Source organism: Longimicrobium sp. (assembly GCF_048594345.1).
Classification (GTDB): domain Bacteria; phylum Gemmatimonadota; class Gemmatimonadetes; order Longimicrobiales; family Longimicrobiaceae; genus Longimicrobium.
Genome location: NZ_JBMDXM010000083.1, coordinates 1 through 22,866, shown reverse-complemented (window position 1 = coordinate 22,866; position 22,866 = coordinate 1). Strand labels below are relative to the sequence as shown.

The following is a 22,866-nucleotide window of genomic DNA, read 5'->3' as shown; positions in this document are numbered from 1 at the left end:
CAGGGTCTCGCCTTTTTGCGTGCCCCTGCCCCGCGCGAACGGACCTTCACGGAAGGACGGCGGATGACGGTTCTGGCAATCCTGGCGGTGCTCGCGGTGATCGCGGCGGGTGGATGGCGGCTTACGCGCATGGCCCTGCGTTATGGCCACCTGCTGATGCTGCGCGCCCCCGGCGGCGCCACCACGCTGTACGAGCGCGGCTCGGACGGCCGGTACGCCTGGCTTCCCGCCGTGCAGCTTCCCGCCGCGCTGCGCCGCTTCGTGTGCGGTGTGCCGGCGGAGGAGCGGGTTCGCGCGCGCGGTCCGCGGAACGGGGAACGCTAAAGGAGAACGAGGAGGATGGGAGCGATGGGCAACATCAAGGTGTTCGCGCTGATGGCGGGGATGACGGCCCTGTTCGGCGCGGTAGGGGCGATGATCGGCGGGCAGGGCGGGATGATCATGGCGCTGGTGTTCGCCGCCCTGATGAACGTGGTGATGTACTGGGCGTCGGCGGGGATGGTGCTCAAGATGTACCGCGCGCAAAAGATCACGCGCGAGCAGGCGCCGGAGCTGTATGACATGGTGGACCGCCTGCGCCAGCGCGCGGGGTTGCCCATGCCCACGCTGGCCATTGCGCCGCACGCGCAGCCCAACGCGTTCGCCACCGGGCGCGACTACGACCACGCCGTGGTGTGCGTGACGGAGGGGCTGCTGGACCTGGTGACGCGCGACGAGCTGGAAGGCGTGATCGCGCACGAGCTGGCGCACATCAAGACCCGCGACATGCTGCTGCAGACGGTCACGGCCACGCTGGCCGGCGCCATCAGCAACCTGGCCAACTTCGGCCTGTTCTTCGGCAGCCAGGACGAGGACAGCAACCCGGCGGCGGCCATCGGCATGGCCATCCTGGCGCCGATCGCGGCGATGATCATCCAGATGGCCATCAGCCGCCAGCGCGAGTTCAAGGCCGACGCCGTGGGCGCGCAGATCAGCGGCCGCCCCATCGGCCTGGCCAACGCGCTGCGGCGGCTGGAGGCGGGCGCCCGCGCCGTGCCCATGCACGTGAGCCCCGCCGCCGCGCCGCTGGCGCAGGTGAACCCGCTGGCCGCGCACGGCGGCGGCATGCGCAAGCTGTTCAGCACCCACCCGCCCACCGAGGAGCGCGTCGCCCGCCTCGAGGCGCTGCAGAGTGAGATGCGGATGGCGGCGTAATCGATGACGGGGAGGGTGTCGCAAGGCACCCTCCCCGTTTTCGTGAATCCCGCCGCCCGCGCAGGGCTGGGCCCATGATTCGCGGCTCTGACGACGTACATACCGTACCCCGAAGAACACCAGGTGTCACGCGGAGACGCGGAGACCGCGGAGGCGCGGAGAGTTTCTTCCGTTTCTCCGCGCCTCCGCGTCTCCGCGTGAGCGCTGTTCGTTTGGAACGGAGGGTGAAGTGGGAATGGCGGCGGCGGGGAGGGCGGGCGGGCCCTTGGGTGTCGATCGATATCCATCAACCAAAACGGGAGGGATGGATGGCGTCAGCGGCGAGTGAGCACGGCGGGCGCACGGCGCTCATCACGGGCGGATCCGGCGGCATCGGGGCGGAGCTGGCGCGGCTGTTCGCGCGCGACGGATGGGACCTGGTGCTGGTGGCGCGCAGCCGCGACGGGCTGGAGAAGGTGGGGCGCGAGCTGGCGCAGAAGCACGGCATCCGCTACCATGCGCTGCCCATCGACCTGGCCGATCCCGCCGCGCCGCAGGCCATCCACGACGCGGTGCAGGCGCTGGGCATCCACGTGGACGCGCTGGTGAACAACGCCGGCTTTGGGCTGATGGGCTCCTTTGTCGATACCGGCGGCGAGGCGCCCACGGAGCTGCGGCGCGAGCTGGAGATGCTGCAGGTGAACATCGTCGCGCTCACGCACCTCTCGAAGCTCTTCCTTCCCGCGATGGTGAAGCGGGGGCGCGGCTACGTGATGAACGTGGCGTCGACGGCGGCGTTCCAGCCGGGGCCGCTGATGGCCGTGTACTACGCCAGCAAGGCGTACGTGCTCAGCTTTTCCGAGGCGCTGTCGGTGGAGCTGGCCGGTACCGGGGTCACGGTCACCGCGCTTTGCCCGGGCGCCACGCGCACCGAGTTCCAGACGGCCGCCAACATGGAGGATTCGCGGCTGTTCCGCGGCGGCCACGTGATGACGGCGGCGGAGGTGGCAAAGGCGGGATACAACGCCATGCGCGCCGGAAAGTCGTCCATCATCACCGGCACCGCGAACCGTGTGATGGCGGCGGGCACGCGCTTCATCCCGCGCGCGATGGCCGCGCGGCTGGCGAAGATGGCGCAGTCGCGGGTGTAGCGCCGAGCGCCAGATCCGCAAAAGATGGAAGGTACAGAGGATCGGAGAAGAGCCAGAGGAACAGAGGCGGTTCACGTTCCGCCCTGTTCCTCTGGTTTTTCCCCGTTCCTCTGTACCCAATGCTTGCCGTGATGCGCTCAGACGCGCGTGACGCCCTCGGTCCCCAGCCGGCGGATGATCTCGCCTTTTACGGTGGCGAAGTCCTCGTCGGACAGGACGGGGGTGAGGGCGGCGGTGGGGAGCGGCTTGTCCAGCTCGACCCACGACACGCATCCCTCGTAGCGAAGCGTGTCGGGAAGATTCACGGGCTCCGGCAGCCGGTGGGCGCGCAGGATGAGCGCGTGGACGAACGGGCGGTCGCGGTAGGCGAATCGCGCGTGCGCGGCGGGGGGCGCCAGCGGATGCATCCCCTCCAGCCGGTCCAGCACCTCCGTGTTCTCCACGCGATACACGTCGTCCACCACGGCGTAGACGCGGAACGGGACGGTGCCGCGCGGCGGCGGGGCCAGCGCGTCCAGCAGGGGGTGCAGGTGCTCCGCCAGGTCCGCCGGGTTCTGGTGCCAGCCGGTGGGAAAGATCCAGAACTCGCGGTGATCCACGCCAAAGTCGCCCTGCTTTTCGTGGATGCCGCCTTTGCGGATCAGGAGGGCAATCTGCCCGGTGGCCAGCGCCTCGTCTGCCACCGCCCACTCCTTGAGGGCGACGCGGCTATGCTCCCGCATCGCCCGTCGTGAACGGCAGGCTCACCACGCGCGCCGCCGGCCCGTCCGCCGCGCCGATCCGCACCTCTCCGCCGGGCCCGATCTCCCGCCGCACGTATCCCATCGCCACCGTCTGCCCCAGCAGCGGGCTGAACGCGGCGCTCGCCGTCCAGCCGACTTCCTTTCCCGTGTCCGGGTTCACCAGCGGCGCGCGCGTGGCGGGCGCGGGCGCATCCCCCAGCAGCAGCCCCCGCAGGTGCCGGTTCACGTGCCCGCGGTGGGCAATGCGGACGATGACCTCCTGCCCCGTGTAGCAGCCTTTGTGGAACGAGATGGCCCGCTGCATCAACCCGGACGACTCGTACGCTTCCGTCGGAATCGTCTCTTCCGTCAGCTCCCTTCCGTAGCGCGGCCGCCCCGCCTCGATGCGCAGCGTCTCCAGCACGCCGAAGCCCACCGGCCGCGCCCCCGCGGCGTGCAGCGCCGTCCACAGCTCCGCCGCGCTCTCCGCGGGGAGAAAGACGTCGAACCCTTCTTCGCCGCCCGCCTCGCGCGTGGCCGCCACCAGCACCCGCGCCCCGCCGAAGTCCGGCTCCACGAACGCGTCCTCCGCCAGCGCGGGGATCTCCGCACCCAGCGCTGCGGAAAGCAGCTCGCGCGCGCGGGGGCCGTAGACGCCCAGCTCCGCCACCTCGTCCGTGGCGTCGGCCCAGCGGGCGAACAGGGGCGGCACCATCTTCTTCAGGTGTTCGCGCGTCCCCTCCAGCGCCTCGCGCGCCACGGACACCAGCACCTCGCCGTCCGCGCGGCGAAACACGCGCACGTCGGCGATCATCCGCCCCCTGGCGGTGAGCATGGCCGCGTAGACGCCGCGTCCCGGCTCGGCCTTGAGCAGCTCGTTGGTGATCAGGCCGTGCATCATCCGCGCGGGGTCCTTGCCCCACAGGCGAAAGCGCGCCCGGTCCGCGCGCTCCGCCACGCCGGCGGACGCGCGGACGGCGCCGTACTCCGCCGCGCCGTCGCCGTAGTGGCGGGCCACCTGGTGCCCCGCCACCTCGCCAAACGCGGCGCCCGCCTGCTCCAGCAGCGGCCGCAGCGCGCCAGGCGCCGGGGCCGCCGTCGTCGTGTCGCTCATCGATCAGTCCCTCGTGACGGATGCGCGGCGGTCAGCCGCCGGCGCCCTGCCGGCACAGCTCCAGCAGGCGGGCGTCGGCGCCCTCCAGTTCCGTCACCAGGCGGCGCACCTCGGCGGTGGAGGCCGCGTTGGGCAGGTCTACCTTGACCTCCTGCCCCTCGCCGCGCGGCAGGTAGACCAGCGTCACCTTCCACCCCTCCACGCCGGTGGCCTTTCGCGCCACCAGGTCCACGCTGTACTCGGTGCCGTCGCACTCCAGCCGGTTCGCCAGCCGGTGCTCCTTCCACGAGGAGCTGCGGGATAGTGCCATGTGCCTCTGCGTCGCTGACAGCCGCTCGATCTTCATCCCATCCACAGCCCCGAAAGTAACGCTTCGGAGAGTGTGGGGCTACGGCATCCATCACCAGACTGGGCCTCACACGGAGTTAACGGAGTCAACGGAGTTCTACGAGGCGGGCGGAAACCAGGTGCCACAATCCCATCCCACGGCGTTGAGGGTTGGAAAAGGATGAGAACCACGCACGAAAGCCTCCCTCCGTTAACTCCGTTGACTCCGTGTGAGACCCTTTCTTTTTGTGAGCTGGAGGTACACGCAAAGCGGGGCGGCTCCGGTGTGGAGCCGCCCCGCCGCGCCGTCGCTCAGCCGACCCGTCTGATCAGGTTCGCGCGTTGGAGAGCGAGGTGCCGTACTTGCCGTTGATCGCGTCGGCAAAGGCGCCGGCCAGGACGCGGTGCGCCTCCGTGGACGGGTGCACGCCGTCGAACGACATCAGCGAGCCGAAGAAGTTGGGCGCCGCCGTGGCCCCGGTCACCGGGCACGAGGTGGCGATCGCCGCCTGGATCGCCGCCGGAGTGGTGGCCGTGGGCAGGTCCTGGCACTTGCGCAGCCGCTGGTGCAGCCGGACCTGCTGGCCGCCGATCGTGACCGTCGTCTCCTCGGCCAGGTACGGCTGCAGGATGGCGTTGGGGTCCACGTACAGCCAGCCGTTGGCCGCGGCCGCCGCCGCAATGGCCGCGTTGAACGCCGCCACCCGCTGCGAGACGATCACCTGCTCCTGCGTGTCCAGCAGGTACGCGCCGCGGCGCGGGTCACCCGCCGGGTACGCGTTGGGGTCGCAGTTGATCTCGGTGAAGGCCGCCTCGCCCACGATCTGGAACGACACCATGTTGGCCGCCAGCGGATTGGGCGTGCCCAGGGGCGTCAGCGGCGCGCAGTTCAGGTTCACCGGCTTGCCCTGAAAGCTGCCCCCCGTGGCCTGCGCGGCCAGGTAGAAGTACGCGCCCGGCTGCAGGATGGGCGCGGCGGCAATGGCGTTCACCACGCCCACCAGCATCACACCCTGCGGGCCGGCGGCCTTGATGGAATCCACCAGCGTGTTGAGCTGCGACTGAAAGACCGACAGCTGCGTGAGCGAGCTGTCGGCGCCCGCGGCGCGCGGGCCCAGAATGCCGCCCACCGTGGCCTCCAGCGCGTCGTTGTTGCCGATCCACACCGAAACAAAGGTGGGACGCGCCTCGATCATGGCGCGCACCTGCGTGCGCGGGCCCACCAGCAGCGTGTTGAGCGAGGCCAGCTGGCCGCTGGGAAACACGTACAGGTCGCGCAGGCGCTCGCCCGGCACGGCCACGTTGTTGGTGATGCGCGGGTTGTTGATGCGCGTGCAGCTGTCGGCCGTGCCCAGGCGGCCGGTGCTGCCCAGCGGCGCCAGGAACGGGCGCGGGCAGCCGGGGCGCGCGATCAGCGGCGACTCGAAGGGGGTGCCGGCGCGCTGCGCCAGCAGCACCGGATAGGCGCGCGTCTGCAGGCTGTCGTTGATCCCGCCGGACTGAAAGCCGGCGGTGATGGAGTTGCCCAGCGCCACGTAGCGGGTGAACAGCGTGCCGCCGTTGGGCGTGGGGTTCACGGAGAGGATTTCGTCCCCGTCACCCACGCACGCGCCGAGCAGCACCGTGGCCGCCAGCGCGGCGGCCCGCAGCGCGTTCCCCAGCGATCTCTTCTTCATGCGGTAGTTCTCCTTGTGCATTTCCGTTCAGAGCCCGTGCGGGGAACGCGTTACCGGCCCCGGCCGCCGAAGCGGTAGGCCAGCGTGAAGTTGAACACCATGCCCGTGGCCTCGTAGATGCCGGCACGCGGACCGCCGGGGATCAGGGCGCCGGCGCGGTCGGGCTGGTTGATGTACTGGAACGAGAAGTCGGTCGACAGGGCACGCGTGACGCGGTAGCCCAGGCCCAGCGTGTAGTAGTTGCGCTCGCCCTCGGGAAGGAACGGCGTGGCGCGCGGGCTGGCGGCCTCGTTGTAGCGGAAGCCGGCGCGCAGGTTGAGCGCGTCGTTGGCCGCAAAGTCGGCGGCCAGGCGGAAGGTGTTGGTGCTGCTGTACCCCAGCTCCAGCGTCTGGTCGTCCGTCGTCTCGAAGTCGACCGGGAAGGCGTCGAAGCTGCTCCAGTAGGTGCGCTGAAAGTCGCCCAGCAGGTTGAGCCGGCTGCTGGCGCGGTACGCCAGGCCCACCACCAGCTGCGCCGGAAACTCGATGGTGCTCTGCACGCCCTGGTCGGCCGGCAGGCTGGCGCCGATCAGCGCGTCCACGCCGGCGTTGCCGGTGGGCACCTGCACAAAGGCCGCGTCGCCCTCGATGTCCACCTCGGCACTGGCCAGGTAGCGCACGCCCAGCGAGGTGCGCGGGTCCAGCCGCAGCAGCGCGCCCAGGTGGTAGGTAAGGCCGTTGCCGTCACCCTCGAGCGTCACGTCGGCGATCTCGGTGTTGCCCAGTCCCAGGTTGGCCGGGCCAAACTGGCGGCGGTGCACCTCGATGCTCCCCATCACGTAGTCCACGCCCACGCCTACGCTAAAGCGGTCGGGGACCACCTGGTACGCCACGGTGGGCTGGATGTACAGGCCGCGCAGCGTGTTGTCGTAGCCGGTAAAACGGCCCTCGAAGTTGGTGTCGCCGCAGTTGGGCGTGGTGGCCTCGCACACGGGCCACTCCAGCCCCAGGCCGTACGGAGCCAGCGCGCCAATGCCCACCGCCAGCCGGTCGCTCGCGCGGTAGTTGATGAACGCCTGCGGAACGGGGATGGTCTCTTCCGGACGCTCCACCGAGGTGGTGCCGTCGGCGGGCACCATTCCCTGGTCGTAGCGGAAGGTGCTTCCGGCGCGCACGAACGCCACGCCCGCGCTTACCACGCTGGGCGACTGGGCCAGCCCCGCGGGGCTGAAGTACACGGCCGATCCGTCGTCGCACGGCATCGCCACGCCGGCTCCCACACGGCCCGCCATGCACGCGCTCTGCTGGTCCACGCTGGAACCCTGCGCGTGCAGCGGCGTGCCCGCGGCGGCGCACGCAACGGCGGCGGCGCCGGCGATTGCCAGACTTCGTCTCATGCGAGTCTCCTTTGGAGGTCGTGGTGCTGCCGGGCAGGCGCCCGGAGAATGGTCGTTGTTTTTCGGGATCGGTCGGTCGGTACGATCACACCGGGGTCCGCGACGCGTGACGATACAGTGCCGCGCGTGCACCGTCAAGCCGAAAATCCTTGCCGCGCAAAGCAAAACGTACTGAGCCGGGCTCAGTTACTTTCCCCGTGAAAGCAGCGCCACCACCAGCGTCCCCGCCGCGTTAAGCACCGCCACGGTGTTGGCCGCGATGAAGATGCCGTTGCGCAGGCGCACGCTGTACACCAGAAACAGCGTGCTGGCCAGTGCCTGCATGCCAAAGAACACCGGGTCCACGTCCCCCGCCCCCTGGGTGAGCGCGGTCACGAAGGTGTAGGTAAGCGAGGCGGCGAGCGCCATGCACGCCACCCATCCCACGATCTTGACCCAGCCCCTGTCCGCCGCGCGCCGCTTTGGTGGCATCTGCCTGCCCGGTTGAGAAAGATGTGTTTAGGGGCGGGGGACGATGCACGCCGTGGGCCGCGGCGTCGCGGTGGAGGTGACAGGGTGAGCGGGTGAACGGGTGTGATGGTGTGATGGTGTGATGGTGTGATGGTGTGATGGTGTGATGGTTCCGGAGCGTAGCTTGGCCTGCGGCGCACGAGCAGCCCCGCCGGGCGAGCTCCGCGAGCCCAGGGCGGGGCTTATGGCCGTACGAGCCGCGGGCTTTGGCCCGTGGTGCCATGCGCGATGTCGTCGATGGTTGCGCGCCGGGTGAGCACCCATCCACGCTCCCACACCCTCCGGCATCTCCCCGGCAAGCCAATCCGCGAAGGCGGATTTCGTGTAGTCGTTGCAGCGAATTCATTCGCCCTTGCCGCCCTGGCACCCCACCTGGCCCTGCTCACCTCGTCCCCCATCATCTACCGCCCCGGCCCAATCACCCGCCCACGCGGTCGAACCGCAGCCCGCGCACGCGTTCGATGCTCACGGTAAACGCCTGCACCCGCCCGTCCGCGCCGCGAATGAATCGGACCAGCGCTCCCTCCGGCGTGGTGAACGCGTCGGCGTAGACGGGCGTGAGCTCCCGGCGCGTGTCCGGGCGGCGGCGCAGCACCAGGCGGCCGTCTTCAACCGCCGTGGTGTAGTTCGCCTCCGCCTCGGTGCTGCGGTACGCGCCGGCGAGTTCCGCCAGCTGCGCGGCCGTGGGCTGCCAGTGCTCGACGGCTTCGTAGATCACCGTGTCGCCGTCGGGGAGCAGCATGCGGAGCGTCCGCGGCTCGCCGGGCATCATCTCCACCTGCCGTGGGCCGGCGCGGAACGTGTTCCGGCTGATCGGCTCCAGCCGCATCCCGCCGCCCAGCGTCAGCGCGCCTTCCGCCATGACGAGCGGCAGCGGCTCGCCCGTGCGGCGGCTGCGGAAGAGGCCGGCCTGGCGCTCCAGCTCCGCCGCCGGAAGGGTGATCGCCGGGGGCGCGGCGGGGTCGCGCAGGTGGGCGCCCAGGAACACCTCCGCGGTGCGGTGGGCCAGCAGGGTAGGGTTGGCCTCGGCCGCGTTGCACAGTACCGCGACCGAAAGCCCCTGCCGCGGGTAGCGCGCCAGGTACGCGCGGTATCCCGCCGTCGATCCGCTGTGCGACACCTCGTCCACGCCGCGGTACGGCGCCACGCGCAGCCCCAGCGCGTACTCGATCTGCCGCCCGCCCGTCAGCCGCCCCTGCGTCTGCAGCTCGTCCCGGACGCCGCCCAGCGCGCCGGAGGTCAGCGCCTCGTTCCATCGCAGCAGGTCGTCTACCGTGGTCAGCAGGCCGCCGTTGCCGTGCACGTTTTCGAACGGCATCTCCAGGTGATACGCGCCGTCGCGATGGTCGTACGCCTGCGCGCGGCCCTTCACCACACGGCTAAAGTCGTCGCGCCACTGCGTGTTCGTCATCCCCAAGGGTTGAAAGATTTCGCGATTCGAGAACCGGGCAAAGCTCGTCCCGCTCACCCGCTCCACCAGAATGGCGAGCAGGTTGTAGCCCGTGTTGCTGTACAGGTACTCGGCGCCGGGAGCAAAGTTGAGCGCGCGCTGGCGGCTCACGATGTCCAGCACGTGCGCGTGCGTGTGGATGCGTGTGCCCCGCGGCCAGCCGGCGATGTCCTGCACGCTTCCCCAGTCGCGCAGGCCGCTGGTGTGGTTCAGCAGGTGGCGGATGGTAATTGGGGTGCCATAGTCCGGCACCTCGGGGATGTAGCGCCGCACGTCGTCATCCAGCGACAGCTTGCCCTGCCGCGCCAGCAGCACCACCGCCGCGGCCGTGAACTGCTTGCTTACGGAGCCCGCCTCGAACACCGTCTCGGGCGTGTTGGGCACCTCGTGCTCCAGGTCCGCCAGCCCGTACGCCCGCCGCACCACCGGCCGCCCGTTCTCCGCCACCCCCACCGCGCACCCCGGCGCCCCCGCCGCTCGCCACGTCGCGAACACCGAGTCCACCCGCACCACCGGGTCCGTCTGTGCGCTGGCGGCGTTCGGGAGGATGATGAGCACGGCGAGCAGGCTGGTGGCGCGCATGGGCTGGGGCGGTAGAGGATAGATGGTGGGGGATTGCGTGGATCGTAGCGGATGGATGAGACTGCGGCAACGACGGGCCCTCTCCCCCGCCAGGCCTTTCGCTCGTTCCTCGCGACGGCTGGCGACCCCTCCCCCAACTTCGGGGGAGGGGTGGTTGTTGAGCGGAGAGCGATGCGTTGTGGACGGTGACGCGGGATGGTGAGCCGCCCCCCATCCTCGACCCTTCCCCCCACAAACTGCGTGAGTGACGGGAGAATCCGATCCGGTTTCCTCAGACCGCGGCCGGGTCTGTGTTACGCATCTCGCCGCGGACGTTCGGTCCGCGTCGCCCCTCTCCCGCGCAGTTTGCGGGAGAGGGGCCGGCGAGGAACGAGCCGGGGTGAGGGCCCCCGAGGGTCGCGCCGAACATCCTCCATCTGCATCCCCATCAACATCTTATCCCATCATCCCACCTTCGTCGTACATCTAAGTGAAAGAAAACCCTTGCACCTCACGTAGCGTGAGGGTTTAGCATTGTCGCCGTGGCCACGAGGACGCGGTACCAAGGAGCGAAGATGCGGACCTGGAAGGTGGGTGAGCTGGCGAAGCAGACGGGGCTGACCGTGCGCACACTGCACCACTACGACCAGATCGGGCTGCTTTCGCCGTCGCACCGGACGGCGGCGGGGCACCGGCTGTACGTAGAGGACGACGTGGCGCGGCTGCAGCAGGTGGCTTCGCTACGGAACCTGGGGTTTCCCCTGGAGGAGATCCGCGACGTGCTGAACGACAGGCGCATGTCGCCCCTGCAGGTGGTGCAGCTTCACGCCGACCGTGTGCGCCAGCAGGTGCGGTCGCAGCAGCGGCTGGTGGAGCGGCTGGACGCGCTGGCCAAAGGGCTGCAAATGGCGGAGACCGTCTCCGCCGATCAACTGATCCAGACCATCGAGGAGATCACGATGTTCGAGAAATACTACACGCCCGAGCAGATGGACTACCTTGCGCAGCGCCGTGAGCAGGTGGGCGAGGGGCGCATTGCGGAGGTGGAGGCGGAATGGCCGCGCCTGATGGACCAGGTGCGCGCCGAGATGGAGGCCGGCACCGACCCGTGCGACCCGCGCGTGCAGGAGCTGGCGCGCCGCTGGAAGGGACTGGTCGAGGAGTTTACCGGCGGCAACGAGGGCATCCGGCAGAGCCTGGGCAACCTGTACCAGAACGAGAGCACGGTGCACGGCATGGACGTGGCCGGCATGCGCCCGCTGATGGAGTACGTGGGGCGGGCGTGGGGCTGCCCGCAGGCGTGAACGGGTGAACGGGTGAACGGGTGAACGGGTGAACGGGTGAACGGGTGAACGGGTGAACGGGTGAACGGGTGAACGGGTGAACGGGTGAACGGGTAGCTCGTCTCGCCAGCGCAGCCGCCCGCGCGATTCGATCGCGCGGGCGGCTGTTGCTGCCTACATCTTTTCTCCCGCGCCGTCAGCGGGGAGGTGGTCCGTAGCTCTCGCAGCCGATTCCATCACCGTCGTCGTCCAGACGGTGCGGGTCGGGGCCAGTCACCCGCACACGATGGCGTATGTTGTCGCAGTCCACGTCCTTGTCATCCAAAGGGGGATATTCGCCCAAGCCGTCGTCGTATGTAGCCGGTCCGGACGGCGGTGCCGGCGGGGGTACATTCATCGGCGGCTCCACCGGGGGAAGCTGTGGGTTGGGAAACGGCGTAACCGGCGGCGGCATGGGTGCCGGATCAACTGGCGGCGGCATGGGTGCCGGCGGCGCGGGCGCATGAATCTCAACTTTGAACGATTCGATGCCGCGTCCCAATCCCACCAGGAACCCGAGCAGGAGGGCACCCGCGAGTGCGGCTGGAATCCACTTCTTTTTTACCATCTTCCGGTGCGCCGTGGATGTGTTCGCTTCCTCCTTCCGGGAGATGATCCGCATCTGCCCGGATAGATTCGGGGGACATGCGACCGCGGTTTTCACGGGATCCGTCGATCAGCGGTGTTCGATCGGCCATCCACAACGCAGCCGCCCGCGCGACGAAGGTGTCGCGCGGGCGGCTGTTCAGCATCCCCGATCGGGGGCTACCAGTACAGGAAGCGCTGCATCACGTCGGCGTAGGCGCCGCCGGAGCTGCCATCCATGTGCCCGTCGTAGTTGTCTTGCCATCCCAGGAACTTCTTCCAGGTCCAGTAGCACTCCTGGCGGCCGCCAAACAGGTACACCCGGCTCGGAACGCAGTCGTGGATGATGGCACCCGGGTACCAGCGCTCGGCGCCGGAGGAGTAGTCGTACCCGCGGCCGTGGTTGCCCAGGTTGGCGTTGGGAAGCACCTCTACCTCGTACGCCGCGCTGCCCTTGATGAAGACGTTGGCGTCGCAGCTGTCCGTCCACGCGGCGCCGGCGTCGCATGAAGAGCGAGAGCGGTAGTTGGCGTGCTTGTTCACCGCGACCCAGATCTTGGGACGGCCGCGGGTGGAGCCGGCGTACTCCAGGCTTGGATGCGTGATGTCGGCGCTGGAATCGGTGATCGCCCCCCAGTGCGCCGAAAGGAACGCCGAAGCCACGCCCCACTTGCCGTATCCCAGGTACTGCACGCGCAGAACGATGAACTCCGAGTCGCCCTGGTGCTTGTAGTTGGGGCCCCAATCGTAGTAGTACGAGAGGGCGTAGACGATCTGGTGATACGACGAGTACATGGTGGACGGGTACATGGCCCAGTAGGGCTCTCGCCTTCGGTCCCGGTCGGCCGGGTCGTACGTCAGGTACGGGCGCATGGCGTAGGCAACCTCGTACTCGCACTTGTCCGAAAGGCCGTCGGCGTCGGAGTCCACGTTCACGGTAAGGTCGCGACAGCTCCACCAGTCAAAGTTGCTGGGCGTGGGCTCGCCCCCCGGGTTGTACGGCGCCGACACCTGGCACCGCGAGTCGGCGGGGTTCTCGTAGCAGATGCAGCTAAGCTCGTTGGGCGGGCACGCCTGGATGCCGATTTCGCCATCTCCGCCTCCCGGCAGGCTGCCGCCGTACGTTTCTTCGCGGGTGCTGACCGTAAGGCGCGTCTTGCGCGGGGCGCGGGCTCGCGCCGCCTCGGCGTTGGCGCCGAACGCGGCGTCGGAGCGCAGCAGGGCGATCACGGGGAACCCCGGCGGCGTGTTCATGGGGATGGTGACCTCGTTCCCTTGGCCGTCAAACCCGCGCGCGTCGCCCAGGCTCACCCACGCGTCGCGGCCGCGCGCGCTGGCGGTAACCACCACGTTGGGCGTTCCCCGCCACGAGATGCGGTCCAGCCGTACGGGAAGGGTGAGCGCCAGGTCCGAAGTGCGGGCCGCCAGCGCCAGCAGCTCGCCGGGGCGCCTGCCGGCGGCCTGCGCCGCGGCGTCCAGCAGCGGCCGGCCGCGCGGCCCGGCAAGGTAGCTTGCCGCGTGGATCTGGTGGTCCGGAAAGGGGCTGTCGCGAAAGTCCTCCAGCAGCTGCCTGGAGAGCGTCTCGTCGCGCAGCGCGAGGGCCAGTGCGCGCGCGAGAGGGTCAAGGGCAAGGCTGTCCCGGGCGGGCGCGCGCGCAAGCTGCGCGTCGCCTGCGGGAGCGGGGCCCCGCGGAGCGAGGTTGTTGTCGCACGCGCCCAGCGCGAGCAGCAGCCCGGCCAGGGGCATGATGAAGCGGTTTCGGAAACGCATGGGGAAGCCTGGAGCAGGGGTTTCCGTCGCCGGGCGGCGGGGGGGAATGCCGCCCGGCAGCGCATCTCGCCCGGAGGATACAGGGGAGGAAGGGTGAGGGGCCGGTGGCCACCCGACGGCGGTTTCCGGGAATCAGATGACGGGGGAGAAGGGCTACCCAACTAACGCCTCTCGCGCGTAAAAGGTCAAGCGCTGTGCGGTATCCATACGCATGAAGTCTGAATGGGAGCGGCACATCTGGATGCAGCTCGCCCGCGCGACGAAGGCGTTGTGCGGGCGGCTGTCCTGCATAAGCGGCATGCTGTGCGCCGTGCGCGATGCGAGTTTACGGGAGATGCCGCACTGGCGCAGGACTCACAGGAAACATAGATAATGGATGAGAATCTTTTTGCTTCAGTGAGTGCAGGTGAGCATTTACAGAGACGGAGGATGAATATGCCAAGAACAATGGTCATAGCTCTCATGTTGACGCTGCTTGCGCCCGGGTTTCGTCTCGTGGCACAGGATCTCCCCTCTCCTGAGCGCATTGTTCAGGATTCGCTCGACCGTTCCGAGCCGGACGACCGCTTCGATTTGGTGAAAGCTCAATTGGAGGGCAGCTACTTCATGATCCTCAGCGGATGGGGAGAGCTTCAGCGCAACCTGTTCTTTGAGGGGAATATCGCACCTCATTTTGCCGCTGCCTGGAAAACTGGTAGTGTCGTATTTACACCAAAGCTCATCCTCCGGATGGAAAATGATTCCACTGGCTCGGCACCTGTCAGGACTCCAAGCTACATGCCTCGGCTGGCAATGTACCTCTGGGGCAGCCCCATTCCTCAAACTGAGAATAGTTTTCAGTTCGTCTCGTTTCTCATCAGCCACCACTCAAACGGACAATCAGGTCCCTTCTACGACAGCATTACCGGGTTGCACAACCTCGAGGATGGCAGCTTCTCCACAAACTTTGTCGAAGTGGGATTTCACAGTGTTGGAGATGGTACAATATTCGACCGCCTTCTCGGATTTACGAGCGGTGGAACCTCATGGGAAAAGATTGCGTTCAGAGCCCACATCCCAGTGAATGAGGATCCGGAATTACGATCTCCTGAGGGTGACGATCAATACGGGCGTTACCGGCTGATCTATTCGCAGTCCGCTCGCGCAACCCTCTTTCGCAGAATCATCCCATTCGATACGAAGAGCAACACCGAGATCTCATATGTACTGGACCGCCACTTTCGCTCGGAGCCGCTCCTTACGAGGAATCGATTGAACGTTTCCTACAGTCTTCTCCTGACTCCTAGGATGAACGAAGATTTTGGAGTTTATCTGAATTACTATCGTGGGCAGGATTATTACAATATTTGGTATGATAAGCGGATTGATGTGTTCCGGCTTGGAATTAGCACCAATTCCGTAACCACAATCTTCCGTCCGAGATGATCGACACCCTCGCCAGTGCGCGGCCCGTGGCGGCCGTACAGGAGCCGGCGGTGGCCGCGAGGCCGGAGCGGCTGCTGTCGCTGGACGTGTTTCGCGGACTGACGGTGGCGGCCATGCTCCTGGTGAACAACCCGGGAACGTGGAGCGCCGTCTACGACCCGCTGGAGCACGCGGCGTGGCACGGGTGGACGCCCACGGACCTGATCTTTCCGTTCTTTCTGTTCATCGTGGGCGTCTCGATGGCGTTCTCCATCCTGCCGCGGCTGGAGCGGGGCGAGGCGCCGGGGCGGCTGTTCGGCAGGGCGGCAAAGCGAGGGGCGATCCTGATCGGACTGGGGCTGCTGCTGGCGGCGTTTCCGTACTACAACCTGGACCTGGCGCACCTGCGCATTCCCGGCGTGCTGCAGCGGATCGGGCTGGCGTTCACGCTGGCCGCGGCCGTGGTGCTGTTCACCCGGCCGCGCGTGCAGGCGGCGGTGACGGCGGCGCTGCTGCTGGGCTACTGGGCGGCGATGATGCTGGTGCCCGTCCCCGGCGGGCGCGCGGGCGACCTGAGCAAGGACGGCAGCCTGGCGGCGTACGTGGACCGTGCCGTCCTGGGCACCAACCACCTGTGGGCGTCGGCGAAGACGTGGGACCCGGAAGGGCTGCTGAGCACGCTCCCCGCCGTGGCGACGGTGCTGCTGGGGGTGTTCGCGGGGCGGTGGATGCGGTCGGATCGATCAGCCGCCGATCGGCTGGTGGGGCTGTTCCTGGCCGGGAACGCGGCGCTGGTGGCCGGGCTGATCTGGGACGCGGCGTTCGCCATCAACAAGAACCTGTGGACCAGCTCGTACGTGATGTTTACGGCGGGGCTGGCGCTGCACACGCTGGCGGTGTGCTACTGGCTGGTGGACGTGCGCGGGCGGCGCCGCTGGGCCATGCCGTTCGCCTGGTTCGGGATGAACGCCATCTTCGCGTTCTTTCTTTCCGGCGTGATGGGGCGGCTGCTGTACCTGGTAAAGGTCGATGGGCGAGCGATCAAGGAGGTGATCTTCACCGCCGCGTTCGACTCCTGGCTCCCCACGCACGACGCGTCGCTGGCGTTTGCCCTCTGCTTTGTCGCGCTGTGGACGGCGCTCGTCTGGGCGATGCACCGGCGCGGGTGGTACTGGAAGGTGTGATATCGGGCTGGGATTCGGTGTGCACTGAAGCAGAAGATCGCACGCGGAGGCACGGAGGAAAACGGAGAGCCGCGGAGGACGCATCGAAGCGCCTCCGCGGCTCATCTGTTCCTCCGCGTCTCCGCGTGATGCTTGTCAGCGGACTCTCCCACGCACGACACGATTCGAGGTGAGGCGACGAGCTCCGGCTGGCGTCGGCAAACCTCGCGGGCACAGGTGGCGCGATCCGCGGCTACGGCTCCACGATCAGTCTGCCGCGGTGGGCTTCGGCGTGGGGGACGCAGGCGAACTCGTAGGTTCCGGGCGCCAGGTCCACGCGCAACTGCCACGACTGGCCGGGTTCTGTGAGATAGGGACTTTCCGGGGGAAGCCGGACGCCCGGCTTGTCGCGGTTGAAGGAGGCGAACGAGACGTTGTGGTGGCTGTCCCCGTCCGCCATGCTGAAGCGGAGCAGGTCGCCCCGCCGCGCGCGCACCACTGTCGGCGCGAACTGGCCGGATGCACCGTTCTCCAGCGTCCGGATCTCCACGCCGATGACGCGCTGGGTATCCGTCTCCACCACTACCTGGTTGTCGCCCGGCTCCACCCGCGACGGCTCCAGCGGCGCCGGCGGCCGCGTCCCCGGAAGCTGCGAGCCGGCGGGTACCGGCGCGGGCTGCGTCTGCGGGTACGGGCACTTCGCGCAGCCGGCGATCGAGAGCGCCAGCGCGGCGGCGGGGAACAGGCGGAGGATGGGCGCGTGTTTCATGGCGCAGGCTGCGAGTAGATCACCCCGTTCTTCATCACCAGCACGGGGCGCTCCAGTGCGTGGATGTCGCGCGTGGGGTCGCCGGGGACGGCGACGACGTCGGCCAGCAGCCCGGCGCGCAGGGCGCCGATGCGGTTCTCCCACCCCATGAGCTTCGCCGCGTTGCTGGTGCCGGCAACGATGGCTTCCATGGGCGTCATTCCGCCCCACTCCACCATCAGTCCGAACTCCTGGGCGTTGGCGCCGTGCGCGCCCACGCCTGCGTCCGTCCCCAGCGCAATGCGCACGCCCGCGCGCCGGGCAATGCGGGTGGCGTTGCGCATGGCCGCCGCCGCCTGGCGTGCCTTTTCGCCGCGCAGCCCCGTCAGCCGTCCGCTCTCCGCCGCCTGCTCCACCGCGCGCCCCGCCATGAGCGTGGGGACCAGAAAGGTGCCACGGGCCGCCATCAGCCGCGCGCCTTCCTCGTCCAGAAACGAGCCGTGCTCGATGGAGGCCACACCGGCGCGCACCGCCACCTTGATCCCCTCGGCGCCGTGCGCGTGCGCCGCCACCCGCCGCTCCAGCACGCGCGCCTCTTCCACCAGCGCGTTCATCTCCTCCGCGGAATACTGCAGCACGCCCACCGCGTCGCCCTCGGAAAGCACGCCGCCGGTCGCGCAGGTCTTGATGACGTCGGCGCCGTACTTGGACTGGTAGCGCACGGCCGCGCGAATCTGGTCTGGCCCGTCGGCGATCCCTTCGCGGTAGTCGCCGTCGAACAGTCCGGGGCGAAAGCCGTTCTCGTCGCAGTGCCCGCCCGTGGTGCCGATGCTGTTGCCCGCCGCCTGGATGCGCGGGCCCGGAACGTAGCCCTGGTCGATGGCCTGCCGCAGCGCCACGTCGTCAAAGTTGGGCGAACCCAGGTTGCGGATCGTCGTGAAGCCGGCCATCAGCGTGGCGCGCGCGTTGGCCGTCGCCAGGATGGGCCCAAAGCCGGGGTAGTCGCGCACCGCGGCCTCGTCGCTCCCCGGATCGCCCAGCGCGCGGCCGACGATGTGGGTGTGCGTGTCGATGAACCCCGGCAGCAGCGTCGCGTCGCCCAGGTCGATCACCCGCGCCCCCGCCGGCACCTGCACGCTCCCCGCCGCCCCCGCCGCCACGATGCGGTCGTCCGTGACCACCACCACGCCGTTCTGCACCACCGCCGCGCCCGTTCCGTCGATCAGCCGCGCCGCGCGCAGCACCACGGTGCCGTTCCCCGCCGTGGGGAGCGTGGGCTGCGCGGCCAGCGGCGCGGCGAAAGCGGCCAGCAGCGCGGCGGCGGCGGCCGGGTGGAGCAGCGTGCGGATCATGCGGGCGTCTCTCGGGATGCGGTGAATGCGAGTGTGTCGTGATGGGATGGCGGCCGATGCGCCAATGTTGCACCGCCGGATTCCGTGCGCCAGCCGACATCGGAAAAGAGTGGGCCTCACACGGAGTCAACGGAGTTTTCTCGTGCCTCGGCGGACGGTTCGCGTCGCGGGCATGATTGCCTGGTACGCCGTGCTGCGGATGCCTGAGTCGACAAGACCGACGTCGCGAAGGGAGGCGCGCGGACCCGCGGATGAGGTAATTCTCTCGTCATCATCCCCCACATCAACCTGAATGACTATGAGGAGCCTGAGGGAAGGCACGACAAAAACTCCGTTGACTCCGTTAACTCCGTGTGAGGCCCATCCCTGAAAGCCAGCCGGAACGCAGAAGCGGGAGTGGACGCCCCGCATCCACTCCCGCATCCCCGCACTTCGATCCTACGCCACCGCCGCCTGCTCCTCCTCGGCCTCGTCCGCCTCGTCCGCCTTCTCCGTCTCATCCGGCGCGGGTGGGGCGAGCAGGTGGTCCAGCGGCACGTGCTCCTCGCGCATTCCTTTGCGGCGCGGCTCGGCGATCCACGTGGCCACGCGCTGGATGAAGCGCCACACGCCGCCGCCCGTGGGGCGCTGGTAGCCGGGCTCGCCCGGGTCCGTGCCCATGCGCGCGAACACCTGGGTGAGCCACTCCGGCCCGTGCCCGCCCACCTCCAGCTCCGGCAGCCAGCACTCCAGCTCTCCGTAGGGCACCAGGAACACCCCGTACTCCGAGAGCGACGCCAGCAGCGTATCGGCCAGGGCGCGCGCCTCGCCGCGCAGCCGCTGAATGCCGCCGGCCTTGTAGTCGGCGTTGTTGATCTGCTGGTGCAGCCGGCGGCGCTGCTCCTCCCACGGCTCCCAGAAGACTTCGGGGACGAACGCGGAGCGTAGCAGGTCGCGAAAATCCTCGCGCCCCTTGAGCAGGTCCAGGTCCAGCACCGCCGCCGCGGGAAGCCCCATCTCGCGCAGCGGGCGGATGATGCGCCGCACCGTCTGCTTGTTCTGCGCGTTGAGAAAAACCACGCCGTCCGCGCCGCCCGCCCGGTGCGCCAGCAGCCGCTCGTTGACCTCGGCGTAGAACACGCGGTCCGCGTCCGCCTCGCACACCACCGCGCCCTCGTGAAACAGCGCGCCCAGCACGCCCGTGGAGCGCAGCAGCGGGTCGCGCATCATCGTCGACAGCTTGTGCGCCGAAAGCAGCCGCGCGCCCGCCACGTTCTTTCGCCACGTAAGCCGGACGATGTTCACCGCCTGCCCGCTGGTAATGCACCCCATCACAAAGTCGGGCGAGTGCGTGGCGGCCAGCACGTTGGCGCCGCGCTCCGCCGCCAGCTGCGTAAGGCGCTTGCCCAGCTTGCGCACCAGGGGCGGATGCAGAAACGCCTCGGGCTCATCCACCAGCATGATGCGGTAGTCGGCGCTCAGCAGCGCGGCCGTAAGCCCGGTGAACGCGCGGATGCCGTCGCTCATCTGGTCGATGTCGGCGGCGCGGCCGTGAAAGGCGCGCGAGCGGTCGGTGATGGACTGCTCTTCGTCATCGTCCATGGGCGCCCGCTCCGCCATCCGCACGCGCAGGTGCGTCCCTTCGGTGGGGTCGATGACAAAGTACAGCCCGAACGCGTCGTGCGTGATCTCGCGGATGCGCTCGCGGGCCTCGTCGTCGCGAAACAGCGCGCCCAGGTAGTTGGAGGGATGCTCCTCGGGGTCGTCCGCGGCCTGGGGATGCATGAGCGCCAGGCGCGTCTGCCCGTCCAGCCGCAGGGTGAACAGGGCCAGAAAGTCGCGGCACAGGCGGTCCAGGTCTTCGTCGGACGGATCGTCCGCGTAGGCCAGGGCCTGCAGCAGCGCGTAAAGGTCCACCACCTGCTCCACCACGGGCTCGGCCACGTCGGTGGCGCGCCGGCGCCAGTGGTCGCCGGAGTGGCGCAGGCGCAGCACGCGCACCGAGCCTTCCGTGTCGCCGTCACCCACGGCGCGGGAGAGCACCATGTCCTCCACCTCGTCGTCCGGCGGCAGCAGAAGCTCCAGCCGCCGCACGATGTGGCGCAGCGAGTCGCCGCCGGTCTCGATGAAGTCCTCGATCTCGCGAAGCGCCAGACTCTTGCCCGAGTTGTTGGGCCCCACGAACACGGTCATGGGACCGGGCGTGAAGCGCAGCGGCTCGTCGCCTTCGCCGGCGCCAAAGCCCAGGGCTACCGTCTTGAGCATCGCGTCCGGATGGTCAGGCGGGCGGTCCGGAACGGCCGCCCGCCGGGGACAGTGTGCAAGGTACGCCTATGGAACAACTTCCGCCGCCAGCCCGATTTGTACCGCCTTTTGGCAAACGCGAGAAGTGCGCCAGGGACGTGACATTTGCGTGACGTGGCGCCTCCGCTTGGATTTACGCACACGAGTGGACGGTGTGCGCGGTGTGTAAACTCCGTGGGTGGATCCGATGTACAAGCTTTGTGCGAGGGAGACGTTCGTCCCGCGTGCGGCCCTCCAGCGGCGCCCCCTCCGCTCGCCGAGGCTCGCACCTCCCCCAAAAACCCCAGCTGCACCTGGTCGTGCGCGCGGCACACGACCGGAAAGTGGAAGATGAAGAAGCCCAGTACCTGCACGCGGCCGCGCAGGCTGCTCCGGTGCTGTCAAAAACCCCTGGGGGAGGTTAACGGCGGATTGTGCTCCGCAGCAGACCCTGTGCACCGGGCGAGGGCCCCCTCCCCCCGCTCCCTGTCCCCGCTCCGCGGGGGAGGGGGAGAACTGATTCCGGAATTCGCGCGGAGGACACCGATTCCCGGACCGGGAGTCGGTAAGGGCCGCCCCCGCGCCGGAGCGAATGAAGAATTCGCCGCTGGAACTTCGCGAAGTCCGCCTGCGCGGACTGCACGGTCGCATCCCCAGTCCACCCGCGCGAGTCCGGCGCATCCTTCGGCACTCGACCGCGACGGACCCGTCGGCGAAGGCCGACATCACGTTTTCGGTGCCGCGATTTCAATCGCCGGGGGCTCGGGTCCAGCGCATCCGCCGTATCCCGGTGCGGCGACGTTTCCGCGGCGGATACGCACGCGACGAGGCCCGCCTTTCTCGCGGAAAGGCGGGCCCCGTCATCGTACCCTCGTACCCCCGCACCTTCGTACCGCGGCTCAGGTGCGGAAGCCGCTCACCAGCTCGCGCATGCGCTCGGCGGAGTGCAGCAGCTCGGCGGTGGAGGCGGACATCTCCTGCGTGGCGGCGGACTGCTCCTCGGCCGCGGCGCTCACCTCTTCGGCGCTGGCGGCGTGCGACTCGCTGGTGCCCGACACCTCGGCCAGCGACGCCTCCACACCCTCCATGGCCGCCGCGTTGCGGGCGGCGGCCTCTTCCACCTGGTCGGCGGCCAGGCGCACGCCGTCCACCGCGGCCAGGATCTGCTCCAGCGCGCTGTCGGCGCCGCGCGACACCTCTTCCACGTCGCCCACCTTGCCCGTGCCGCGGCCCATGGAGGTGACCACCTCCTCGATGCGGCTGCGGATGCCGGACACGTTGCCCGCCACCTCGTTGGCAGCGCGGGCGCTGCCCTCGGCCAGCTTGCGCACCTCCTCGGCCACCACCGCGAAGCCGCGGCCGTGCTCGCCCGCGCGCGCCGCCTCGATGGCCGCGTTCAGCGCCAGCAGGTTGGTCTGCCGCGCGATTCCGGTGATGGTTTCCACGAAGCGGTCAATCTGCGCCGACGCCTGCTCCAGTTCAGTAACCTGCGAGGCAGATTCGGTCACCACCTCGCGGATTTCCAGCAGCCGCTGCAGCGCGGTGGATACCTCGCTGCGGCTCTGGGCGGCCACCAGGTAGATCTGCTCGGAAAGCGATGTCACCATCTGCGACGCGTTGACGATTTCGTCGGAGCGGCGTCCCATTTCCTCCAGCGCGTCACGCGTGGCCTGCAGCCCCTGCGACTGCGTTTCGGCGCCGCTGGCAATGCCCACCATGGCCGTGGCCACCTCGCCGCTGGACGCCGCCACCTCTTCGCTGATGCTGGACAGGTCCGACGCGAAGTTGCTGATGCGCTGCGCCGTACCCGCCGTTTCGCCCACGATGGTGCGCAGCTGCCCGGCCATGTGCTCAAAGGTGGCGGCCAGCGCGGCAAACTCCTCGGGCATGTCGTCGGTGTGGCCGCCCATGTTCAGCCGCAGGTCGCCCTCGCCCAGCTGCTGCGCTGCGCCGCCCAGCGTGGCCAGCGGCTTCTGAATCATCCGCAGCGCCAGGGCAATGAGCCCCGCCGTTGCCAGCCCGGCCAGAATGGCCGTCAGCGCCAGCCCCGCCTGCCACTGGCGCACGTTGTTGCGCAGGTCGTCGGCCGCGTCCGTCACCTTCTGCGTCTGCGCGGCGCTGATGGCGCGGATGTTTTCTTCCAGCTGCTCGGTGCGCGGCCGCACGGCCGACACGCGGCGCAGGGCGCCCGCGCGGTCGC

Annotated in this window: 19 protein-coding genes; 6 read left to right on the top strand and 13 right to left on the bottom strand. The window is 68.9% G+C overall.

Translation table 11 applies throughout. The features are described 5' to 3' along the window. Nucleotides 1–63: 63 nt before the first annotated feature. The 3 genes from ACOJUJ_RS08915 to ACOJUJ_RS08905 all read left to right on the top strand — a co-directional run bounded on the left by ACOJUJ_RS08915 (nucleotide 64) and on the right by ACOJUJ_RS08905 (nucleotide 2,324). Nucleotides 64–324, top strand: a complete 261-nt coding sequence (locus ACOJUJ_RS08915; RefSeq protein ID WP_420126510.1) for a hypothetical protein — start codon at nucleotides 64–66, stop codon at nucleotides 322–324. A 24-nt stretch (nucleotides 325–348) separates the two neighbouring features. Next, nucleotides 349–1,194 carry a zinc metalloprotease HtpX gene (locus tag ACOJUJ_RS08910; RefSeq protein ID WP_420126509.1) on the top strand — a complete coding sequence of 282 codons (846 nt, stop codon included), beginning with the start codon at nucleotides 349–351 and terminating at the stop codon, nucleotides 1,192–1,194. Nucleotides 1,195–1,502: 308 nt separating this feature from the next. Next, nucleotides 1,503–2,324 (top strand): SDR family NAD(P)-dependent oxidoreductase, encoded by an 822-nt coding sequence (locus ACOJUJ_RS08905; protein ID WP_420126508.1) that lies wholly within the window; start codon nucleotides 1,503–1,505, stop codon nucleotides 2,322–2,324. 137 nt (nucleotides 2,325–2,461) lie between these two features. Here ACOJUJ_RS08905 and ACOJUJ_RS08900 read toward each other — a convergent pair whose 3' ends face one another. From ACOJUJ_RS08900 to ACOJUJ_RS08870, 7 genes are all read right to left on the bottom strand, one after another. Continuing rightward, entirely contained in the window at nucleotides 2,462–3,046 is a 585-nt protein-coding gene (locus tag ACOJUJ_RS08900; RefSeq protein WP_420126507.1) for a DUF1802 family protein, read from the bottom strand. Next, nucleotides 3,033–4,160 (bottom strand): aminomethyltransferase family protein, encoded by a 1,128-nt coding sequence (locus tag ACOJUJ_RS08895; protein WP_420126506.1) that lies wholly within the window; start codon nucleotides 4,158–4,160, stop codon nucleotides 3,033–3,035. The genes ACOJUJ_RS08900 and ACOJUJ_RS08895 overlap by 14 nt, the downstream gene beginning before the upstream one ends. Nucleotides 4,161–4,191: 31 nt before the next feature. Further along, the gene (locus ACOJUJ_RS08890; RefSeq protein WP_420126505.1) at nucleotides 4,192–4,470 is read right to left on the bottom strand and encodes a hypothetical protein; all 279 of its coding nucleotides are present in this window, start codon (nucleotides 4,468–4,470) and stop codon (nucleotides 4,192–4,194) included. A gap of 346 nt (nucleotides 4,471–4,816) precedes the next feature. Beyond that, nucleotides 4,817–6,163 (bottom strand): SGNH/GDSL hydrolase family protein, encoded by a 1,347-nt coding sequence (locus ACOJUJ_RS08885; RefSeq protein ID WP_420126504.1) that lies wholly within the window; start codon nucleotides 6,161–6,163, stop codon nucleotides 4,817–4,819. Between the two features lie 50 nt (nucleotides 6,164–6,213). Further along, entirely contained in the window at nucleotides 6,214–7,539 is a 1,326-nt protein-coding gene (locus ACOJUJ_RS08880) for an OmpP1/FadL family transporter (RefSeq protein WP_420126503.1), read from the bottom strand. A gap of 186 nt (nucleotides 7,540–7,725) precedes the next feature. Beyond that, complete coding sequence (locus tag ACOJUJ_RS08875; protein ID WP_420126502.1) at nucleotides 7,726–8,010, bottom strand: hypothetical protein; 285 nt, start codon at nucleotides 8,008–8,010, stop codon at nucleotides 7,726–7,728. Nucleotides 8,011–8,467: 457 nt separating this feature from the next. Then, entirely contained in the window at nucleotides 8,468–10,081 is a 1,614-nt protein-coding gene (locus ACOJUJ_RS08870; RefSeq protein ID WP_420126501.1) for a serine hydrolase domain-containing protein, read from the bottom strand. Nucleotides 10,082–10,635: 554 nt separating this feature from the next. Here ACOJUJ_RS08870 and ACOJUJ_RS08865 point away from each other — a divergent pair. After that, nucleotides 10,636–11,364 carry a MerR family transcriptional regulator gene (locus ACOJUJ_RS08865; RefSeq protein ID WP_420126500.1) on the top strand — a complete coding sequence of 243 codons (729 nt, stop codon included), beginning with the start codon at nucleotides 10,636–10,638 and terminating at the stop codon, nucleotides 11,362–11,364. Between the two features lie 175 nt (nucleotides 11,365–11,539). On the opposite strand, the gene ACOJUJ_RS08860 is transcribed toward ACOJUJ_RS08865, so the two are convergent. Together ACOJUJ_RS08860 and ACOJUJ_RS08855 are read right to left on the bottom strand one after the other, a co-directional pair. Further along, nucleotides 11,540–12,004 (bottom strand): hypothetical protein, encoded by a 465-nt coding sequence (locus tag ACOJUJ_RS08860; RefSeq protein ID WP_420126499.1) that lies wholly within the window; start codon nucleotides 12,002–12,004, stop codon nucleotides 11,540–11,542. Between the two features lie 143 nt (nucleotides 12,005–12,147). Continuing rightward, complete coding sequence (locus ACOJUJ_RS08855) at nucleotides 12,148–13,737, bottom strand: hypothetical protein (RefSeq protein WP_420126498.1); 1,590 nt, start codon at nucleotides 13,735–13,737, stop codon at nucleotides 12,148–12,150. A gap of 372 nt (nucleotides 13,738–14,109) precedes the next feature. Here ACOJUJ_RS08855 and ACOJUJ_RS08850 point away from each other — a divergent pair, with 372 nt between their 5' ends. Both ACOJUJ_RS08850 and ACOJUJ_RS08845 read left to right on the top strand, forming a co-directional pair. Next, the gene (locus tag ACOJUJ_RS08850; protein ID WP_420126497.1) at nucleotides 14,110–15,162 is read left to right on the top strand and encodes a hypothetical protein; all 1,053 of its coding nucleotides are present in this window, start codon (nucleotides 14,110–14,112) and stop codon (nucleotides 15,160–15,162) included. Beyond that, nucleotides 15,159–16,325 carry an acyltransferase family protein gene (locus tag ACOJUJ_RS08845; RefSeq protein WP_420126496.1) on the top strand — a complete coding sequence of 389 codons (1,167 nt, stop codon included), beginning with the start codon at nucleotides 15,159–15,161 and terminating at the stop codon, nucleotides 16,323–16,325. The genes ACOJUJ_RS08850 and ACOJUJ_RS08845 overlap by 4 nt, the downstream gene beginning before the upstream one ends. A gap of 232 nt (nucleotides 16,326–16,557) precedes the next feature. Here ACOJUJ_RS08845 and ACOJUJ_RS08840 read toward each other — a convergent pair whose 3' ends face one another. The 4 genes from ACOJUJ_RS08840 to ACOJUJ_RS08825 all read right to left on the bottom strand — a co-directional run. Continuing rightward, nucleotides 16,558–17,073: a cupredoxin domain-containing protein gene (locus ACOJUJ_RS08840; RefSeq protein ID WP_420126495.1), complete on the bottom strand. Its 516-nt coding sequence runs from the start codon at nucleotides 17,071–17,073 to the stop codon at nucleotides 16,558–16,560. Continuing rightward, nucleotides 17,070–18,404: an amidohydrolase family protein gene (locus tag ACOJUJ_RS08835; RefSeq protein WP_420126494.1), complete on the bottom strand. Its 1,335-nt coding sequence runs from the start codon at nucleotides 18,402–18,404 to the stop codon at nucleotides 17,070–17,072. Before ACOJUJ_RS08835 ends, ACOJUJ_RS08840 begins: the two co-directional genes overlap by 4 nt. Nucleotides 18,405–18,842: 438 nt before the next feature. Further along, complete coding sequence (locus tag ACOJUJ_RS08830; protein ID WP_420126493.1) at nucleotides 18,843–20,648, bottom strand: ATP-dependent nuclease; 1,806 nt, start codon at nucleotides 20,646–20,648, stop codon at nucleotides 18,843–18,845. A 917-nt stretch (nucleotides 20,649–21,565) separates the two neighbouring features. Continuing rightward, nucleotides 21,566–22,866 (bottom strand): methyl-accepting chemotaxis protein (locus tag ACOJUJ_RS08825; RefSeq protein WP_420126492.1); only part of this gene is annotated, 1,301 nt, incomplete at its 5' end.

What these genes read in the sequence shown, in the direction of transcription:
- ACOJUJ_RS08840 (WP_420126495.1), bottom strand. Translation starts at nt 17,073, where the DNA reads ATGAAACACGCGCCCATCCTCCGCCTGTTCCCCGCCGCCGCGCTGGCG.
- ACOJUJ_RS08890 (WP_420126505.1), bottom strand. Translation starts at nt 4,470, where the DNA reads ATGGCACTATCCCGCAGCTCCTCGTGGAAGGAGCACCGGCTGGCGAAC.
- ACOJUJ_RS08865 (WP_420126500.1), top strand. Translation starts at nt 10,636, where the DNA reads ATGCGGACCTGGAAGGTGGGTGAGCTGGCGAAGCAGACGGGGCTGACC.
- ACOJUJ_RS08860 (WP_420126499.1), bottom strand. Translation starts at nt 12,004, where the DNA reads ATGCGGATCATCTCCCGGAAGGAGGAAGCGAACACATCCACGGCGCAC.
- ACOJUJ_RS08895 (WP_420126506.1), bottom strand. Translation starts at nt 4,160, where the DNA reads ATGAGCGACACGACGACGGCGGCCCCGGCGCCTGGCGCGCTGCGGCCG.
- ACOJUJ_RS08900 (WP_420126507.1), bottom strand. Translation starts at nt 3,046, where the DNA reads ATGCGGGAGCATAGCCGCGTCGCCCTCAAGGAGTGGGCGGTGGCAGAC.
- ACOJUJ_RS08870 (WP_420126501.1), bottom strand. Translation starts at nt 10,081, where the DNA reads ATGCGCGCCACCAGCCTGCTCGCCGTGCTCATCATCCTCCCGAACGCC.
- ACOJUJ_RS08850 (WP_420126497.1), top strand. Translation starts at nt 14,110, where the DNA reads ATGGATGAGAATCTTTTTGCTTCAGTGAGTGCAGGTGAGCATTTACAG.
- ACOJUJ_RS08885 (WP_420126504.1), bottom strand. Translation starts at nt 6,163, where the DNA reads ATGAAGAAGAGATCGCTGGGGAACGCGCTGCGGGCCGCCGCGCTGGCG.
- ACOJUJ_RS08910 (WP_420126509.1), top strand. Translation starts at nt 349, where the DNA reads ATGGGCAACATCAAGGTGTTCGCGCTGATGGCGGGGATGACGGCCCTG.
- ACOJUJ_RS08835 (WP_420126494.1), bottom strand. Translation starts at nt 18,404, where the DNA reads ATGATCCGCACGCTGCTCCACCCGGCCGCCGCCGCCGCGCTGCTGGCC.
- ACOJUJ_RS08855 (WP_420126498.1), bottom strand. Translation starts at nt 13,737, where the DNA reads ATGCGTTTCCGAAACCGCTTCATCATGCCCCTGGCCGGGCTGCTGCTC.
- ACOJUJ_RS08875 (WP_420126502.1), bottom strand. Translation starts at nt 8,010, where the DNA reads ATGCCACCAAAGCGGCGCGCGGCGGACAGGGGCTGGGTCAAGATCGTG.
- ACOJUJ_RS08830 (WP_420126493.1), bottom strand. Translation starts at nt 20,648, where the DNA reads ATGCTCAAGACGGTAGCCCTGGGCTTTGGCGCCGGCGAAGGCGACGAG.
- ACOJUJ_RS08915 (WP_420126510.1), top strand. Translation starts at nt 64, where the DNA reads ATGACGGTTCTGGCAATCCTGGCGGTGCTCGCGGTGATCGCGGCGGGT.
- ACOJUJ_RS08905 (WP_420126508.1), top strand. Translation starts at nt 1,503, where the DNA reads ATGGCGTCAGCGGCGAGTGAGCACGGCGGGCGCACGGCGCTCATCACG.
- ACOJUJ_RS08845 (WP_420126496.1), top strand. Translation starts at nt 15,159, where the DNA reads ATGATCGACACCCTCGCCAGTGCGCGGCCCGTGGCGGCCGTACAGGAG.
- ACOJUJ_RS08880 (WP_420126503.1), bottom strand. Translation starts at nt 7,539, where the DNA reads ATGAGACGAAGTCTGGCAATCGCCGGCGCCGCCGCCGTTGCGTGCGCC.